The sequence below is a fragment of the Roseovarius sp. THAF27 genome, assembly GCF_009363655.1.
Lineage (GTDB): Bacteria > Pseudomonadota > Alphaproteobacteria > Rhodobacterales > Rhodobacteraceae > Roseovarius.
Genome location: NZ_CP045393.1, coordinates 1971415 through 1986436 on the forward strand (window position 1 = coordinate 1971415; position 15022 = coordinate 1986436).

Consider the following 15022-nt stretch of genomic DNA (forward strand, 5'->3'; position numbering starts at 1 on the left):
CGCCGTCGCGCAAAACCGGCCCGACACGCCGGGTCTTGCCATACGGCGTTCCCCCGACCGGGTCCGGCCCCAGCGCCGGGCCCGGTTTAATTCCGCCGGTGGCCTGCACCGGCGGACCGGGAACACGCCCGGCGCTCGAAGCCACTCGCGCCACTCGGGCCACTCGAACATGGCGGGTCTTCGCAAGCGGCGCGGGTCCGTTGCGGCCGGCACTGAAAATCGGTCATTCAGCTTCGCTGCGAAAGGCTTTAACACTTCGGAAACGGAGATGATCGCCAGACGCATCGAGGACAGGGCATGAGCACCGAGACACCCGTGGATGAGCTGACCAAAGAGGACGCGCGCACCGAGCTGGAACGCCTGGCCGGCCTGCTGGCCGAAGCCAACACCGCCTACCACCAGGATGACGCGCCGGAGATCAGCGACGCCGAATATGACCGGCTCAAGGCTCGCAACGCCGCGATCGAGGCCCGGTTCCCCAGGTTGAAGCGCGAAGACAGTCCCAGCGAACAGGTGGGTGCCGCCCCGGCCGACGGTTTCGCGAAAGTGACGCACGCGGTCCGGATGCTGAGCCTCTCGAACGTCTTCGACGACGCCGAGGTGACCGAGTTCGACGACCGCATCCGCCGTTATCTGGGTCTCAAAGCCGATGCGCCGCTGAACTACACCGCCGAGCCCAAGATCGACGGGCTGAGCCTGAGCCTGCGCTACGAGGGCGGCACGCTCGTTCAGGCCGCCACGCGCGGCGACGGCGCCGTGGGCGAGAACGTCACCGCCAACGCCCGCACGATCGAGGATATCCCGGTGACGCTGACAGGCGCGCCCGAGGTGCTGGAGGTGCGCGGCGAGGTCTACATGAGCCACGCCGATTTCGAGGCGCTGAATGCGCGACAAACCGAGAAGGGCGCCAAGACCTTTGCCAACCCGCGCAACGCCGCCGCGGGCTCGTTGCGGCAGCTGGACAGCAGCATCACCAAGGCGCGGCCCTTGCGGTTCTTCGCCTATGCCTGGGGCGAGGTGAGCGAAGCGCTGGCCGACACGCAGATGGCCGCCATCGAGCGGCTGGCCGCGCTGGGGTTCCAGACCAACCCGCTGACCGCGCTCTGCGACGGCCCCGCCGAGATGCAGGCGCATTACGAAGAGATCGAACAGCAGCGCGCGAGCCTGGGCTATGACATCGACGGCGTGGTCTACAAGGTGAACGACCTCGACCTGCAACGCCGGCTCGGCTTTCGCAGCACCACGCCCCGCTGGGCCACGGCGCATAAATTTCCCGCCGAACTGGCCTGGACCACGCTGGAGAAGATCGAAATCCAGGTGGGCCGCACCGGCGCGCTCAGCCCGGTGGCGCGCCTGACGCCGGTCACCGTGGGCGGCGTGGTGGTCAGCAACGCAACCCTGCATAACGAGGATTACATCAAGGGTCGGGACAGCAAGGGGCAGGAGATCCGCGGCGGCAAGGACATCCGCGAGGGCGACTGGGTGCAGGTCTACCGCGCCGGGGACGTGATCCCGAAAGTGGCCGACGTGGACCTGTCGAAGCGGCCCGAGGGGACGAAGCCTTACGACTTCCCGACGGTATGCCCCGAATGCGGCTCGGAGGCCATTCGCGAGGAGGGCGATGCCGTGCGCCGCTGCACCGGCGGGCTGATCTGCCCGGCGCAGGCCGTGGAAAAGCTGAAACATTTCGTCAGCCGCGCGGCCTTCGACATCGAGGGGCTGGGGGCGAAGCAGGTCGAGCAGTTCTACCGCGACGGCTGGGTGAAGGAGCCTGCCGACATCTTCACCCTGCAAGACCGCTACGGTTCCGGCGTGAAGCAGCTCAAGAACCGCGAAGGCTGGGGCGAGAAAAGCGCCGAGAATCTGTTCCAGGCGATTGACGAGAAGCGCGACATTCCCTTCGGCCGCGTGCTCTTCGCGCTTGGCATCCGCCACGTGGGCGAGCAGGCCAGCACCCTCATCGCGCGCAGCTATGGCAGGTGGGACGACTTCACCCGGGCAATGGATGCGGCCAAGGACTGCGAAGGCCCGGAATGGGACAACCTTCTGTCCATCGACGGGGTGGGTGAGGTCATGGCCCGCAGCCTTGTGACCGCCTTCGCGCAGGATCACGAGCGCCAGAGCATCGACCGGCTGACGGCACATCTGACGATCCAGGAGGCCGCGGCACCCGCCACCGACGGAAGCCCCGTCGCGGGCAAGACGGTCGTCTTCACCGGCACGCTGGAAAAGATGACCCGCGCCGAGGCCAAGGCGCGGGCCGAGGCCCTGGGCGCCAAGGTCTCGGGCTCGGTTTCGGCCAAGACCGACCTGCTGGTCGCGGGGCCGGGCGCGGGGAGCAAGGCCAAGAAAGCCGAAGAACTGGGCATCGAGACCATCGACGAAGATGGCTGGCTGGAGCTGATCGGCGACGCATGAGCACCCGGCCCGAAATTCTCTTTCCGCTTTTCGCGGAGCTGGAAACGCTGGAAGGCGTCGGGCCGAAGACCGCCAGGACGCTGGAGGCGCTGCATATTTCCAAGCCCCGCGACCTCTTGTTCACGCTGCCGCATTCCGGCATCGACCGGCGCAAGCGCGACACGGTGCAGGGCGCGGACCTGCCCGGCACGGTCACGGTCGAGGTGACGGTGGGCCGGCACGATCCGCCGCGCAGCCGGGGGCGGCCCTATCGCATCCAGGTCGAGGACAGCAGCGTGGCCTTTCAACTGGTCTTTTTCAACGGCCGCGATGACTACCTCAATCGCGTGCTGCCCACCGGCGCGCGGCGCGTGGTGTCGGGCAAGGTGGAACTCTTCGACGGGATGGCGCAGATGGTGCATCCCGACCATATCCTGCCCATCGAAGAGGCGGGCGAGATCCCGGATTTCGAGCCGGTCTACCCGCTGACCGCCGGTGTGACGCAAAAGACGATGGCCAAGGCGGTGCGTTCGGCGCTGGCACGCGCGCCGGACCTGGCCGAGTGGATCAACGCCTCGCAAAAGGCCCAGGGCGGCTGGCCCGACTGGCACGCGGCGCTGGAGCAGGCCCATTGCCCCGCGAAAATCGGCGATCTGGCGGCGACCGATCTGGCCCGCACGCGGCTGGCCTATGACGAGTTCATGGCGCACCAGCTGACTCTCGCGCTGGCCCGCGCCAGGACGCGGCGCGGCAAGGGGCGCGTGAGCGAGGCCACGGGCCGCTTGCAGGCAAAGGTCCGCGCCGCCTTGCCCTATACGCCCACGGGCGCACAAGCCCGCGCCATCGAAGAGATCGCCGCCGACATGGCCGCGCCCTTGCGCATGAACCGCCTGCTGCAGGGCGACGTGGGCGCGGGCAAGACGCTGGTGGCGCTGATGGCGCTTCTGGTCGCGGTCGAGGCGGGCGGGCAGGGGGTGATGATGGCCCCCACCGAGATCCTGGCGCGGCAGCACCTGGAAGGGTTGCGCCTACTGGCGGAATCGGCGGGCGTGGTGCTGGAATTGCTGACCGGCCGCGACAAGGGGGCCGAGCGGCGCGCCAAGCTGGAGGCGTTGCAGCGCGGCGATATCCATATTCTCGTGGGCACCCACGCGGTGTTCCAGAAGGACGTGGAGTTTCACGACCTGCGCCTGGCCGTGGTGGATGAACAGCACAGGTTCGGCGTGCGCCAGCGGCTGGAACTGGGGCGCAAGGGGCAGGCGGTCGACGTTCTGGTGATGACCGCAACGCCGATCCCGCGCAGCCTGGCGCTGGCGCAATATGGCGACATGGATGTCAGCATCCTCGATGAAAAACCGCCCGGCCGGAAGCCGATCAAGACCGCGCTGACCAACATGGCGCGGATGCAGGAAGTGGTCGAGCACCTGAAGGGCGCCATCGCCGAGGGACGGCAGGCCTATTGGGTCTGCCCGCTGGTCGAGGACTCCGAGGTGATGGACCTGACCAGCGCCGAGGAACGGTTCAAGCACCTGCGCGCCACCTTGGGCGAAGGGCGCGTCGGGCTGGTGCACGGCCAGATGCCGCCCGCCGAGAAGGATGCCGCGATGGCGGCCTTCCAGACGGGCGAAACCAGCGTTCTGGTCTCGACCACGGTGATCGAAGTGGGCGTGGACGTGCCCAACGCCTCGATCATGGTGATCGAACGGGCCGAGCATTTCGGGCTGGCGCAACTGCACCAGCTGCGCGGCCGCGTGGGGCGGGGCGAGGCGCAGTCGACCTGCCTGTTGATGTACCAGGCGCCGTTGTCCGAGGGCGGCCAGCGCCGGATGGACACGATGCGCGAGACCGAGGACGGGTTTCGCATCGCCGAGGTGGACCTTGAGATGCGCGGCGTCGGCGACCTGATCGGCACGGCGCAATCGGGCCTGCCGCGGTTTCGCGTGGCGGACATGGAGGCGCAGGCGGGGCTGATGGCCACGGCGCAGACCGATGCGCGGAAACTGCTGGCCGACGACCCCGACCTGACGTCGGACCGCGGGCAAGCCGCCCGCGTCCTGCTGTGGCTGATGGGCCAGGACGAGGCGATCCGCCTGTTGTCGGTCGGCTGAGGCCGCCGCGCCGTTCAGAAGAAATCGAAATGGTCGGTCATGCCGAACTCCGGTACCGGCTCGGGCTCGGGCAGCACGTCCCGATCATCGCTGCCGGATCCGCCTGTCTGATAGCTGCTGACCAACACGTCCGCGACATCGAAAGCCGTTTCGTCGCCACTGTGCGACGCTTTGAAGTCGAAAGCGTCAGTGGCAGGATCCTCGGGCGCGGTCTGCACGGCCGGCAAGAGCAGGAAGCTCTCGGGCGGGTCAAACACGTCCTTCGGATCGGCTTGACTGGACTGGTCCGGCATCAGGCTAACAGACAGGTTCGGCTGATTCAGTACTCTGCTCCAAACATGGTTATTTGTGTCGGTCATGGCGTTTCTCCTTTTTCGGTCAGTTGACTTCAGGGAGTCGGAAGCAGGGCGGTGCGGGTTCAAGTTTTTTTTGACCCAAGAAACCCAGCGATTCCGGACCGATATCAGCTAACTTCCATAAAAGTTCGCAAATGTTCTCATAAAGTTCTTTACAAATGGTTTTCAAAATGAGAACAAAGGAGCAACAGAAGTTCACGGCACCAAGGAGCCACCCGATGCTGACCCAGATCTCGACCGCCGCCAAACGCTCTGCCGACACTCTGCTCGGTGATTTCATCGGCGGTGCGGCGCTGGTGGTCACGCTGGTGGGCGGGCTCTACCTGCCTGGCCTGATGTAACGGTTTCTGCCTGCGTATATCCCTCGCGCGTCGCGCCTGCGTCTCCTGTCCCCTTTGACGCGGCCCGATACTGTCCCATCGTCCGGGGTTGTTGCCTCTTCCCCTGACACGACGCGCCGAAGCGGATCACGCATTCCTGCCGCCGCCGCTGTTTCAGCGTGCGGCGGTTTTTTTTGGTGCGCGGCCAGAGATTCTTCGTACGAAGAATCTCGGCGCCCGGATTGCGGGCGCGTGCGCCTCGTGACAGGTTGCGCGCACAAGGAGACCGCAATGCACGACCACGCCCACGGGCACAGCCACGTTCCGAAAAAGGAACGCACCATCGCCATCGCGGCAGCCCTGACGGGCGGCTTCATGCTGGCGGAACTGGTGGGCGGCCTCCTGTCGGGCTCGCTGGCGCTCCTGGCCGATGCGGGGCACATGCTGACCGATTTCGCCTCGCTGATGCTGGCCTGGTTCGCCTTTCGCATCGCCCGGCGGCCGGCGGACTGGAAGCGGACATACGGCTATGACCGGTTCTCGGTGCTGGCCGCCTTCGTCAACGGCCTGACGCTCTTTGCCATCGCGCTCTGGATCGTGATCGAGGCGGTGCGCCGGCTGGCCCAACCGGTCGAGGTGCTGGGCGGGCTGATGCTATGGGTGGCGCTGGCGGGGCTGGTGGTCAACATCCTGTCCTTCTGGGTGCTGACGCGCGAGGACAGCGACAACCTGAATATCCGCGCCGCGGCGCTGCACGTGGCGGGGGATCTGTTGGGCTCGGTCGCGGCCATCGTCGCCTCGCTGGTGATCCTCTGGACCGGCTGGATGCCCATCGACCCGATCCTGTCGGTGCTGGTGGCGGTGATCATCCTGCGCTCGGCGCTGAAAGTGGTGCGCGAAAGCGGGCATATCCTGCTGGAAGGTGCGCCAGGCGGGTTCGACCGGCGCGAGGTGGCCGAGGCGCTGACCCGGGACGTGCCGGGCGTGGCCGAGGTGCGCCACGTGCATGCCTGGCAGGTGACGCAGGAACGCCCCATGGCGACGCTGGACCTGTCGGTGGCCGAGGGGCACGATGCCGAGACGGTCAAGCAGGCGGTGCGTGAGGCCTTGCGCGAAAGCTACGGCGTCGATCACGCGACGATCGAAGTGGTGCGCTGACGAGAGTCTTCGTTTGAGGACTCTATGCGCTGCCGCAGGCGGTGGCGCGGGCCTCTTCCATCGCCTCCGCCGTGGCCTCGAGCGTGAGCAGGATCGAGGCATGGCGGTTCTTGTAGTCCTGCGCCGGGCGCAGCACTTCCAGCCCGTCGAAGGGCGCAGGCGGCGTGGGCCCGTCGGATTTCAGCATCGCTTTCAGCGCATCGCGCGCCTCGACCACCTGGTCATAGGAGCAGCCGATGATCGCGCCGCCCACGACGCTCGCTGCCGCTTGCCCCAGCGCACAGGCCTTGACCTCGGCGGCATAGTCGGTGATGCGGTCGCCATCGGTCTTCAGGTCCACCGTTACGGTCGAGCCACAGAGAGGCGCCCGGCGCTTGACCGTCGCGTCCGGCGCGTCGAGCCGGCCGTGATGCGGGATGTCTGCGGCCAGTTCGAGGATCCGCGCGGAGTAGAGCTTGATCAGGTCGGTTTCGCCGCTCATGGCTTTCCCTTTCGTCGTTGACCCCATAGATAAGGGCTGACACCGGCAAGGCAAAAGGTTTTCTGACATGGAATTCGATGTTTCCAGCTTGCGCTTCAACGACCAGGGCCTGATCCCGGCCATTGCGCAGGATGCAGCCAGCGGCGAGGTGCTGATGATGGCGTGGATGAACGCCGAGGCCGTGGCCCGAACGCTGGAGACGGGCCGGGTGACCTATTGGAGCCGGTCACGGCAGGCGTTCTGGGTCAAGGGCGAAAGCTCGGGTCACGTGCAGAAGCTGGTGGAGTTCCGGGTGGATTGCGACCGCGACTGCCTGCTGGTGTTGGTCGACCAGACCGGGCCGGCCTGCCACACCAACCGGCGCAGCTGTTTTTACACGGGTGTGCAGGACGGGCTCGAGGTCGAGCTTATGGCGCCCGTCGCGCCGTGAGTATTTTTGGCGAGAAAAAGCGCGGGTTATAGCCCAACCATCGCGCGGATATCGGCAGGCGTCTTGCCGGCCTGGCGGTAGGTGGCGATGCTGCGCGCGTCGTCGCGCTTGGCCAGACGCTTGCCGTTCTCGTCGCGGATCAGGCGGTGGTGGTGATAGCGCGGGATCGCGTGGCCCAGAAGGCTCAGCAGGATGACCTGGATCGGCACGAAGCCGAACAGGTCCTCGCCGCGCACCACGTCGGTGATATTTTGGCCGATATCGTCCAGCGCGGAGGCGAGGAAATAGGCGACGATGTCCTCGCCCTTGCGGCTGAGGACCACGTCGCCGATCTCGGCCAGGGCCTGGTCAGGATCGATCCGATGCGTGCCGGTATGCAACGGGCCGGTTTCCTCGAAGTCGGGATAGACACCGCCGAAGTGATCGAGCGCCCGGTCGAGATGCAGGCGCAGCGCGTCGCCGGGCTGGCGACTGTCCATGCTGCGGCGCTTGCAGGTGCCGGGATAGACCTCGTGGGTGACGCCTTCCTGCGGCGCGGCGAGCGCGGCCTGGATCTGGCTGCGGGAACACGAGCAGGGATAGAGCAGGCCCATCGCGTCGAGCCGGTGCAGGGCGGGGTCATAGCCGGTCAGGTGCTCGGACTGCCGCAGCACGGGTCCGTCCCAGGTCAGGCCCAGCCATGTCAGGTCGTCGAGGATCTGCGCATCCCATTCCGGCTTGCTGCGTTGCAGGTCGGTGTCTTCCATCCGCAAGAGGAACGCGCCGTCACGCGCCCGGGCCATGTCATGCCCCAGGATCGCCGAGAAGGCATGACCCAGGTGCAGCGGGCCGGTGGGGGACGGGGCGAATCTGGTTCTGAAAGTCACGCTTTTTCAATGATATAAACGGTGGACTTGATGTTTTGTCCGGGCAGGTGCGGCCCGTGCTCGCGAAACAGCAGCCGCGCCGCGCCGCAATCGAGCCAGCCGTTCAGCGCGCCTTCGTATTGCGGGTCTGCCAGCGCGTGGTCATTCAGGCTGAAGCCCAGAAGGCCGTCCTTTGGCAGCGCGCGCATCACCAGGTCGAGCGTCGAGGCCGGGGCCGCGCCGGTGCCGATCACGCCGATGCAGGTGATGGCCTGGTAGGCCCCCGACGGGATCGGGGCGGGATCTGAAAGGTCGATGGGTGTAAGGTTGCGGTAGACGGCCTTGCGCCGTGCGCCATCCAGCATCTCATGGCTGGGGTCCATGCCGTCGAGCGTGGTAAACCCGGCCAGTTTCAGCGCCAGCCCGGACAGGCCCGTGCCGCAGCCGTAATCCAGCAGCGGCGCCTCGTGCGACTTGGCGAAACGGAACATCGCGTCGGCCACGCGGCCCGGCGTGGCATAGCCGTTCGCGGCGATCTCGGCGTCGTAACTGGCCGCCCACGCGTCATAGAGCGCACGGGTCTCGTCGGGATCGGCCGTGGCATAGGCCTTGTCGAAAAAGCTGTCCTGCATGTGCGCAGAAGATCACACGGTTTCGCCTGCGTCCACCTGTGTTTCACCCAGCCAGCCGGTCCAGGCGGCCTTGGCCCGGTCGGTATAGGCCTTGTAGCGGTCGCGCCGGCCCCGGCGCCCGCCCTTGAGCCCGTCGACGGGGCGGAAGAGGCCGAAATTGACGTTCATCGGCTGGAATGTCTTGGCCTCGGCCCCGCCGGTGATGTGGTGGATCAGCGCGCCCATGGCCGTGTCCTGCGGCGGCGCGGGCAGGGAGCGGCCCAGGATCTCTCCGGCGGCCAGCCGTCCGGCCAGAAGGCCCATGGCGGCGGATTCGACATAGCCTTCGACACCGGTGATCTGACCGGCGAAGCGGATATGCGGCTTGGCGCGCAGGCGCATCTGGTTGTCCAGCAGCGTGGGGGAATTCAGGAACGTGTTGCGGTGGATGCCGCCAAGACGCGCGAAACTGGCATTCTCCAGCCCGGGAATCATTTTGAAAACATCCGTTTGCGCGCCGTACTTCATCTTGGTCTGGAAGCCGACGATGTTGTAGAGCGTGCCGAGCGCGTTGTCCCGGCGCAGCTGGACCACGGCCCAGGGCTTCACGTCCGGCTGATGCGGATTCGTGAGGCCCACCGGTTTCATCGGCCCGTGCCGCAGCGTCTCGCGGCCGCGTTCGGCCATCACCTCGATGGGCAGGCAGCCATCGAAATAGGTCGCCGTCTCGCCCTCGTGGAACTCGGTCTTGTCGGCGGCCAGCAGGGCGTCGATGAACGCCTCGTACTGGTCACGCGTCATCGGGCAGTTGAGGTAGGCGGTGCGCTCTTCCTCGGTCACGCCCTTGTCATAGCGCGACTGCATCCACGCCTGGCTCATGTCGATCGTGTCATGGTAGACAATCGGCGCGATGGCGTCGAAAAAGGCCAGCCGGTCGGTGCCCGTCTCGGCGGCGATGGCCGCGCCCAGCCCTTGCGAGGTCAGCGGGCCGGTGGCGAAGATCCAGCGTCCATCGTCGGGCAGGGCGGTGATCTCGCCTTCTTCGATGGTGACGTTGGGATGCGCGCGCAGCCGGGCGGTGACACCTTGGGAAAACGCCTCGCGGTCCACGGCCAGAGCGCCGCCGGCGGGCAGGCGGTGGGTCTCGGCCATTTCCATGATCAGCCCGCCCGCGGCGCGCATTTCCCAGTGCAAGAGGCCCACGGCGTTCTGCTCGTCATCGTCCGAGCGGAAGGAGTTGGAGCAGACCATCTCGGCCAGGTCGCCGGTCTGGTGCGCGAAGGTGCCGACCTTGGGGCGCATCTCGTTGATGACCACGCGCACGCCCATGTTGGCGGCCTGCCACGCGGCCTCGGACCCGGCCATGCCGCCGCCGACGATATGAAGTGTCTCTGTCATGGCCCCGCATTTAAGGGGTCGCGGGTCATTTGGAAAGGGTCAGCTGTCGCCCGGCAGCCCGGCCACCGGCAGGCCCGAAGGCACGGCGTCCGGCACGCCAAGGCGGCCCGTGCGCGACACCGGGTCGGTCAGCGCCTCCAGGAAATCGACCAGCGCGGTGATCTCCATATCCGTCAGCGGTGTGCGGGGCAGGGTCGCGGCGGCATAGATGTTCAGCATCTCGTCCTCGTCCGACAGCGCCCCGTCCAGCCCGGCCTCATCCGCGCCCACATCCGGCAGATAGGCCGCGGACAGGCCGGGATACTGCGCCAGCCCCGCGCCGGGGTCGGCATGGTGCCGGATTATCGCCGCAAGGTCGCGATAGGCGCCGTTATGGCCATAGGGCGCGGTCAGCGCCACGTTGCGCAAGGACGGCGTGCGGAACTTGTAGGCATCGCCGGGATCGCCGGTGATCGCCCCGAGGCCGATATCGGAATTGCCGTTGGCCCCGTGCCCCTTGCCCGGCCCGATCTGGGGAAGGCCGATGGCATGAAAACCGTGGTCGGTCTGGAACGTGCCCGAATGACAGCCGCCACACCCCGCCTTGCCATAGAACAGCGCCATGCCGCGCAGCTGGTCGTTGCTCAGCGCCTCGTCCCGGCCCGACAGGAAGGCATCGAACGGGCTGTCCGTGGCGCGAAATTCGTAGGCCACGAAATCGGCCAGCGCGGCGGTGATATGGGTGATGTGCAAAGGCTCGTCAGGGCCGATCAGCCACGCGAAGCGGCGGCGGTACTCGGGGATGTCCCAGACCCGCTCTGCGATCTTCTGCCACGCACCGTCATAGCCTGCGATCCGGCCCTGCGCCACGGCGTCGGCAATGATATTCTCGCCGGGGTGGCCGGCCATCTCGTCCACCGCGACAAGGGGCAGCAATGCCTGCGCGGCCAACAGGCTGACCGGGCGCTCCAGCAGAAGCTCCTCGGGGAGGCTGATGCCGTAGCGCTCGGTCTTGCTGGCGCTGACACGGCCGTCATGGGTAAAGGCGGTGAACTCCGCGGCACCCAAGTTGAAAAGCGGTGGTGCATTGCGCGCCAGGCGCTTGGGCGGGTTATCGGCGGCGCGCGTTCGCGCCGGGCCAAGCCCGCGGCCACCTTCGCCAAGCGACAGCGACACGCCGTCGCCGCCGGCCATTTCGGGATGGTGGCATGTGGCGCAGGCGATGTTGCGATTGCCCGACAGGATCGGATCGAAAAACAGATCACGGCCCAGCAGAACCGACGTGGCCCCCGGTGTGGGAAACGCCGCGCGGTTTGCCGGGTCGGGCAGGTCCGTGGCCTCCGATGGAATGGCCAGAGAGAGGCTGGCCAGGAGGGACCAGATGCCGAAGACCGCCACCCGAGATGTCATAGCGCCGTAACCATAGCGTCGTGCAAATCCCACACGATGCCCCCACCATACGGTCTAGCGGATGGAATGTGGCGACAAAACGGCAAATGCGGAAAAACTGTGGCACGGCTTTGGAAACATTGCCGAGCGCCGCGGCGCCCCGGCAAGAGATCAGTGTTTGCTGGCTGATCGTGAGGTTGGCGCGACGTATGTAAAATGAGATGCTGAAAAACGGACCGGGTGATCCTACTTTGCGTCGTGCCAACCTCGGATAGATAATGACTGAAATGAGGCGGCAATAAACCGCCGAAAGCGGAACAGTGAGGACGCGATTCGTTAACAATCGGTTAATGTATTGTTCTAAGGGCAGGAATTCCGCGATCTTGTCATCACACGGCGCTCAACAGCAGCGATCTGGCGCCCGAAATCCCACCCTGGGGAGGAGTATCTGGCGTAAGACACACTTAATACGTGCGTTTTTCGCCTCAATCCTGGCTCCACTCGGGCGGCCGCTTTTCGATGAAAGCGCTGATGCCTTCCTCGGTGTCGCGCCACATCATGTTCTCGACCATGACGTCGCCTGTGAAGGCGTAGGCATCGTCGAGACCCATTTCCAGCTGCTTGTAGAACGCCTGTTTGCCGATCTTCACCGCCGCGCCCAGCTTGGCGGCGATGGTATGGGCCAGATCGTCGCCGGCGGCGTGCAGCGCGTCATACGGCACCGCGCGGTTGATCAGCCCCAGTTCGATGGCGCGATCGGTCTCGATGAACTCGCCGGTGGTCAGCATCTCGAACGCCTGCTTGCGCGGGATGTTGCGGCTGAGCGCGACCATCGGCGTGGAACAGAAGAGCCCGATATTCACCCCGTTGACCCCGAAACGCGTGCCGGTGGCCGCCACCGCCAGGTCGCAGGTCGCCACCAATTGACATCCCGCGGCGGTGGCGATGCCGTGGGGGAGGGCGATCACCGGCTGGGGCAGCTCGCGGATCGTGCGCATCAGTTTGCTGCAGCGTGCGAAGAGATCGGCGAAATACGCCTTGCCGCCATCCTCGGCCTGGCGACCTTGGGTCATTTCCTTCAGGTCGTGGCCCGCGCAGAACGCCTTGCCTTCCCCGGCCAGCGTGACGACGCGGATCGAACTGTCCGCCGCGATGTCATCCAGCGCGGTCTGTAGCGCCTCCAGCATCCCGTCACTCAGCGCGTTCAGTTTCTCGGGCTGGTTCATCGTCAGACGGGCGATGGCGCCGTCATCTTGGCGTTCCAGGATTGTCATCTTGATCCTCCTCGGGGCTTGTGCCTTCTTACGCCGGCACGCGCACGGAGGAAAGCATGGCCCTGAAACTGAATGCAACCGATCTGATGGCCTATATCGACGAGGTCTTTCCACAGGTGAAGGGCGATTTCACCATCGACAGCCTGGAAGAGATGGCGCTGCGCGTGCGCCTGAACGTCGACGACCGTCACCTGCGCCCCGGCGGCACGGTGTCGGGGCCGTCGATCTTTGCGCTGGCGGATGTGGCGGTCTACATGGCGGTGCTCAGCATGACGGGGCGCGAGGCGCTGGCGGTCACCACCAGCTGTTCCATCGACTTCATGCGCAAGCCCGCCGCCAACACCGACCTTATTGCCGACTGCCGGCTGCTGAAACTGGGCCGCGTGCTGGCCGTGGGGGACGTGCTGATCTTCTCGGACGGGTTCGAACAGCCCGTGGCACGGGCCAGCCTGACCTATTCCATTCCGCCCAAGGCATGAAAAAAGGGCCGGGAATATCCCGGCCCAGGTGGAAGAGATCCGTATCGGGGACGATTACGGCCTCCAAAACGGTTTGCGCGCTTCCATGTCCGCCTCGCGCGGGGTCAGGCCGATATCGCGCAGCATATGGTCATCCAGCTGCGACAGGCGCGCCCGGGTTTTTCGGCGTTGCGTCCACAGGACATAGGCCCAGGCCAGCTGTACCGCGATCAGCGACAGGGCGGGCAGGGTGGTGCGGGCGGAAAGCCCCTCGAGTGCCGTGCGGTCGATGCGGGTGAAACTGGTCATGGCGTGTCCTTTCTGATAAATTGTATTGACACAATATTGTGTGATTGCCACAATTAAGTGATACATTGCACAATTGTTCGAATCCACGGAAATATTGTCATGGGTACAAATTGGCAGCCACAGCTGACCGATACCGCCGCGCCCAAGTACAAGGCGCTGATGCAGGCCATCCGCACCGGTATCACCGATCAGGCGCTCGCGCCCGGCGACAAGCTGCCGCCGGTGCGTGACCTTGCCTGGCGGCTGGGCATGACGCCGGGCACCGTGGCGCGGGCCTATTCGGGGCTGACGGACGATGGCACGCTGGTGGCCGAGGTCGGGCGCGGCACCTTCGTGGCCAGCCCCAAACCCGTCCCCCAGGACCTGTTCCCGATCGAGGCGGACACCGTCGAGCACAATTCCGAGGACGACGTCTATGCGGTCAACATGATCTCTCCGCATCTGCCCAGCGTGGGGCAGGCGGGGCTGATCCGTCAGCTTCTGGCACAAATCGCAGAGGATCCACCCTCGGGCGTCATGCACTATCCCAGCCGCCGCAACATGCAACCGGCCCGCGCCGCCGCGGCGCTGTACCTCAGCCGGGCACCGCTGGGGCGCTTCACCCAGGAGGACGTGGTGCTGACCCATGGCGGCCAGAACGCGATCACGCTGATCATGCAGACGGTCCTGTGCGGGCGTCGCCCCACGGTGCTGGTCGAGGAGCTGTGCTATCCCGGGTTCCGCCGCGCCGCCGACCTGATGCGGGCCGAGGTAATCCCGGTGGCGATGGATGCCCACGGCCTGCGCCCCGACGCGCTGGAGGCGGCGGCGAAAGGCCACCAGGCGCAGATGATCATGACCTCGGCCGAGGTGCACAATCCCACCTGCGTCTTCACCCCCGCCGCGCGCCGCGACGAGATCGTCGAGGTCGCCCGCCGCTGCGACCTGCAGATCCTGGAAGACGACTGCTATCGCATCGGTCCGTCCCAGGCCCCGGCCTACCGGATGCTGGCGCCCGAACGCGGCTGGTACGTGGCGTCCTTGTCGAAATCCCTGACGCCGGCGCTGCGCGTGGGCTTCGCGCTGGCACCCAGGGAGCAGTCCGTGGCGCTGCGCCGCGCGGCGGAATCGTCGTTCTTCGGGCTGGCAACGCCGATCGCGGACCTCGTGGCGGCACTTCTGACGCATGACCGGCTCGACGACCTCATGGAAGCGGTGCGCAGCCAGTCGGGCGACTATATCCAGGCCGCGCTGAACGTGCTGGGCGGGTATGACGTGAAATGGCGCCGCGACGTGCCGTTCCTGTGGCTGACCCTGCCGCCGGGCTGGCGCACCTCCGCCTTTTGCCAGGCCGCGGCAGAGCAGGGCGTGCAGGTGCGCTCGGCCGAGGATTTCGCCAGCCGCGACGCGGCCTCGCCCCACGCGGTGCGCATGGCGGTCAATGCCGGCGTGAGCCTGGCCAGTTTCGAGGCCGCGATGCAGCGCCTGCGCCGCCTTCTGGACAACCCGCCCGAAGGCATCGGGGTCTGA

General features: G+C 66.3%; 15 protein-coding genes. 7 read left to right on the forward strand and 8 right to left on the reverse strand.

Annotated elements, in window-relative coordinates; all coding sequences use genetic code 11:
- Positions 1-297: 297 nt before the first annotated feature.
- Entirely contained in the window at positions 298-2418 is a 2121-nt protein-coding gene (gene ligA / locus FIU89_RS09765; RefSeq protein WP_152492411.1) for an NAD-dependent DNA ligase LigA, read from the forward strand.
- Positions 2415-4505, forward strand: a complete 2091-nt coding sequence (gene recG / locus FIU89_RS09770) for an ATP-dependent DNA helicase RecG (RefSeq protein WP_152492412.1) — start codon at positions 2415-2417, stop codon at positions 4503-4505. Before ligA ends, recG begins: the two co-directional genes overlap by 4 nt.
- A gap of 14 nt (positions 4506-4519) precedes the next feature.
- On the opposite strand, the gene FIU89_RS09775 is transcribed toward recG, so the two are convergent.
- Positions 4520-4864 (reverse strand): hypothetical protein, encoded by a 345-nt coding sequence (locus FIU89_RS09775; RefSeq protein WP_152492413.1) that lies wholly within the window; start codon positions 4862-4864, stop codon positions 4520-4522.
- A gap of 215 nt (positions 4865-5079) precedes the next feature.
- Here FIU89_RS09775 and FIU89_RS22815 point away from each other — a divergent pair, with 215 nt between their 5' ends.
- Complete coding sequence (locus tag FIU89_RS22815; protein WP_261391185.1) at positions 5080-5202, forward strand: hypothetical protein; 123 nt, start codon at positions 5080-5082, stop codon at positions 5200-5202.
- A gap of 270 nt (positions 5203-5472) precedes the next feature.
- Positions 5473-6339, forward strand: a complete 867-nt coding sequence (locus FIU89_RS09780) for a cation diffusion facilitator family transporter (RefSeq protein WP_152492414.1) — start codon at positions 5473-5475, stop codon at positions 6337-6339.
- Positions 6340-6361: 22 nt separating this feature from the next.
- On the opposite strand, the gene FIU89_RS09785 is transcribed toward FIU89_RS09780, so the two are convergent.
- Complete coding sequence (locus FIU89_RS09785) at positions 6362-6820, reverse strand: iron-sulfur cluster assembly scaffold protein (protein ID WP_152492415.1); 459 nt, start codon at positions 6818-6820, stop codon at positions 6362-6364.
- Positions 6821-6887: 67 nt separating this feature from the next.
- Between FIU89_RS09785 and hisI the strand changes: the two genes are divergently transcribed.
- A complete protein-coding gene (hisI, locus tag FIU89_RS09790) occupies positions 6888-7250 on the forward strand; it encodes a phosphoribosyl-AMP cyclohydrolase (protein ID WP_152492416.1) in 363 nt (120 codons plus the stop codon).
- A gap of 26 nt (positions 7251-7276) precedes the next feature.
- Here hisI and gluQRS read toward each other — a convergent pair whose 3' ends face one another.
- From gluQRS to FIU89_RS09815, 5 genes are all read right to left on the reverse strand, one after another.
- Positions 7277-8116, reverse strand: coding sequence for a tRNA glutamyl-Q(34) synthetase GluQRS (gene gluQRS / locus FIU89_RS09795; protein ID WP_152492417.1), 840 nt, complete (start codon positions 8114-8116; stop codon positions 7277-7279).
- Entirely contained in the window at positions 8113-8727 is a 615-nt protein-coding gene (locus tag FIU89_RS09800; RefSeq protein WP_152492418.1) for a class I SAM-dependent methyltransferase, read from the reverse strand. The genes gluQRS and FIU89_RS09800 overlap by 4 nt, the downstream gene beginning before the upstream one ends.
- Positions 8728-8739: 12 nt before the next feature.
- On the reverse strand, positions 8740-10104 hold the full coding sequence (gene trmFO, locus FIU89_RS09805; RefSeq protein WP_152492419.1) for a methylenetetrahydrofolate--tRNA-(uracil(54)-C(5))-methyltransferase (FADH(2)-oxidizing) TrmFO: 1365 nt from the start codon (positions 10102-10104) through the stop codon (positions 8740-8742).
- 39 nt (positions 10105-10143) lie between these two features.
- Complete coding sequence (locus FIU89_RS09810) at positions 10144-11493, reverse strand: cytochrome-c peroxidase (protein WP_152492420.1); 1350 nt, start codon at positions 11491-11493, stop codon at positions 10144-10146.
- Between the two features lie 464 nt (positions 11494-11957).
- Positions 11958-12746 carry an enoyl-CoA hydratase gene (locus FIU89_RS09815; RefSeq protein ID WP_152492421.1) on the reverse strand — a complete coding sequence of 263 codons (789 nt, stop codon included), beginning with the start codon at positions 12744-12746 and terminating at the stop codon, positions 11958-11960.
- A gap of 56 nt (positions 12747-12802) precedes the next feature.
- Between FIU89_RS09815 and FIU89_RS09820 the strand changes: the two genes are divergently transcribed.
- The gene (locus FIU89_RS09820; RefSeq protein ID WP_152492422.1) at positions 12803-13225 is read left to right on the forward strand and encodes a PaaI family thioesterase; all 423 of its coding nucleotides are present in this window, start codon (positions 12803-12805) and stop codon (positions 13223-13225) included.
- A 54-nt stretch (positions 13226-13279) separates the two neighbouring features.
- Here the strand turns inward: FIU89_RS09820 and FIU89_RS09825 are convergent, their stop codons facing one another.
- Entirely contained in the window at positions 13280-13513 is a 234-nt protein-coding gene (locus FIU89_RS09825; protein WP_152492423.1) for a DUF1127 domain-containing protein, read from the reverse strand.
- 99 nt (positions 13514-13612) lie between these two features.
- Here FIU89_RS09825 and FIU89_RS09830 point away from each other — a divergent pair, with 99 nt between their 5' ends.
- Positions 13613-15022, forward strand: coding sequence for a PLP-dependent aminotransferase family protein (locus FIU89_RS09830; protein WP_152492424.1), 1410 nt, complete (start codon positions 13613-13615; stop codon positions 15020-15022).

Excerpts from the sequence above, each read along its gene's own strand:
- ligA (WP_152492411.1), top strand. The coding sequence starts at position 298 with ATGAGCACCGAGACACCCGTGGATGAGCTGACCAAAGAGGACGCGCGC.
- recG (WP_152492412.1), top strand. The coding sequence starts at position 2,415 with ATGAGCACCCGGCCCGAAATTCTCTTTCCGCTTTTCGCGGAGCTGGAA.
- FIU89_RS09775 (WP_152492413.1), bottom strand. The coding sequence starts at position 4,864 with ATGACCGACACAAATAACCATGTTTGGAGCAGAGTACTGAATCAGCCG.
- FIU89_RS22815 (WP_261391185.1), top strand. The coding sequence starts at position 5,080 with ATGCTGACCCAGATCTCGACCGCCGCCAAACGCTCTGCCGACACTCTG.
- FIU89_RS09780 (WP_152492414.1), top strand. The coding sequence starts at position 5,473 with ATGCACGACCACGCCCACGGGCACAGCCACGTTCCGAAAAAGGAACGC.
- FIU89_RS09785 (WP_152492415.1), bottom strand. The coding sequence starts at position 6,820 with ATGAGCGGCGAAACCGACCTGATCAAGCTCTACTCCGCGCGGATCCTC.
- hisI (WP_152492416.1), top strand. The coding sequence starts at position 6,888 with ATGGAATTCGATGTTTCCAGCTTGCGCTTCAACGACCAGGGCCTGATC.
- FIU89_RS09800 (WP_152492418.1), bottom strand. The coding sequence starts at position 8,727 with ATGCAGGACAGCTTTTTCGACAAGGCCTATGCCACGGCCGATCCCGAC.
- trmFO (WP_152492419.1), bottom strand. The coding sequence starts at position 10,104 with ATGACAGAGACACTTCATATCGTCGGCGGCGGCATGGCCGGGTCCGAG.
- FIU89_RS09810 (WP_152492420.1), bottom strand. The coding sequence starts at position 11,493 with ATGACATCTCGGGTGGCGGTCTTCGGCATCTGGTCCCTCCTGGCCAGC.
- FIU89_RS09815 (WP_152492421.1), bottom strand. The coding sequence starts at position 12,746 with ATGACAATCCTGGAACGCCAAGATGACGGCGCCATCGCCCGTCTGACG.
- FIU89_RS09820 (WP_152492422.1), top strand. The coding sequence starts at position 12,803 with ATGGCCCTGAAACTGAATGCAACCGATCTGATGGCCTATATCGACGAG.
- FIU89_RS09825 (WP_152492423.1), bottom strand. The coding sequence starts at position 13,513 with ATGACCAGTTTCACCCGCATCGACCGCACGGCACTCGAGGGGCTTTCC.
- FIU89_RS09830 (WP_152492424.1), top strand. The coding sequence starts at position 13,613 with ATGGGTACAAATTGGCAGCCACAGCTGACCGATACCGCCGCGCCCAAG.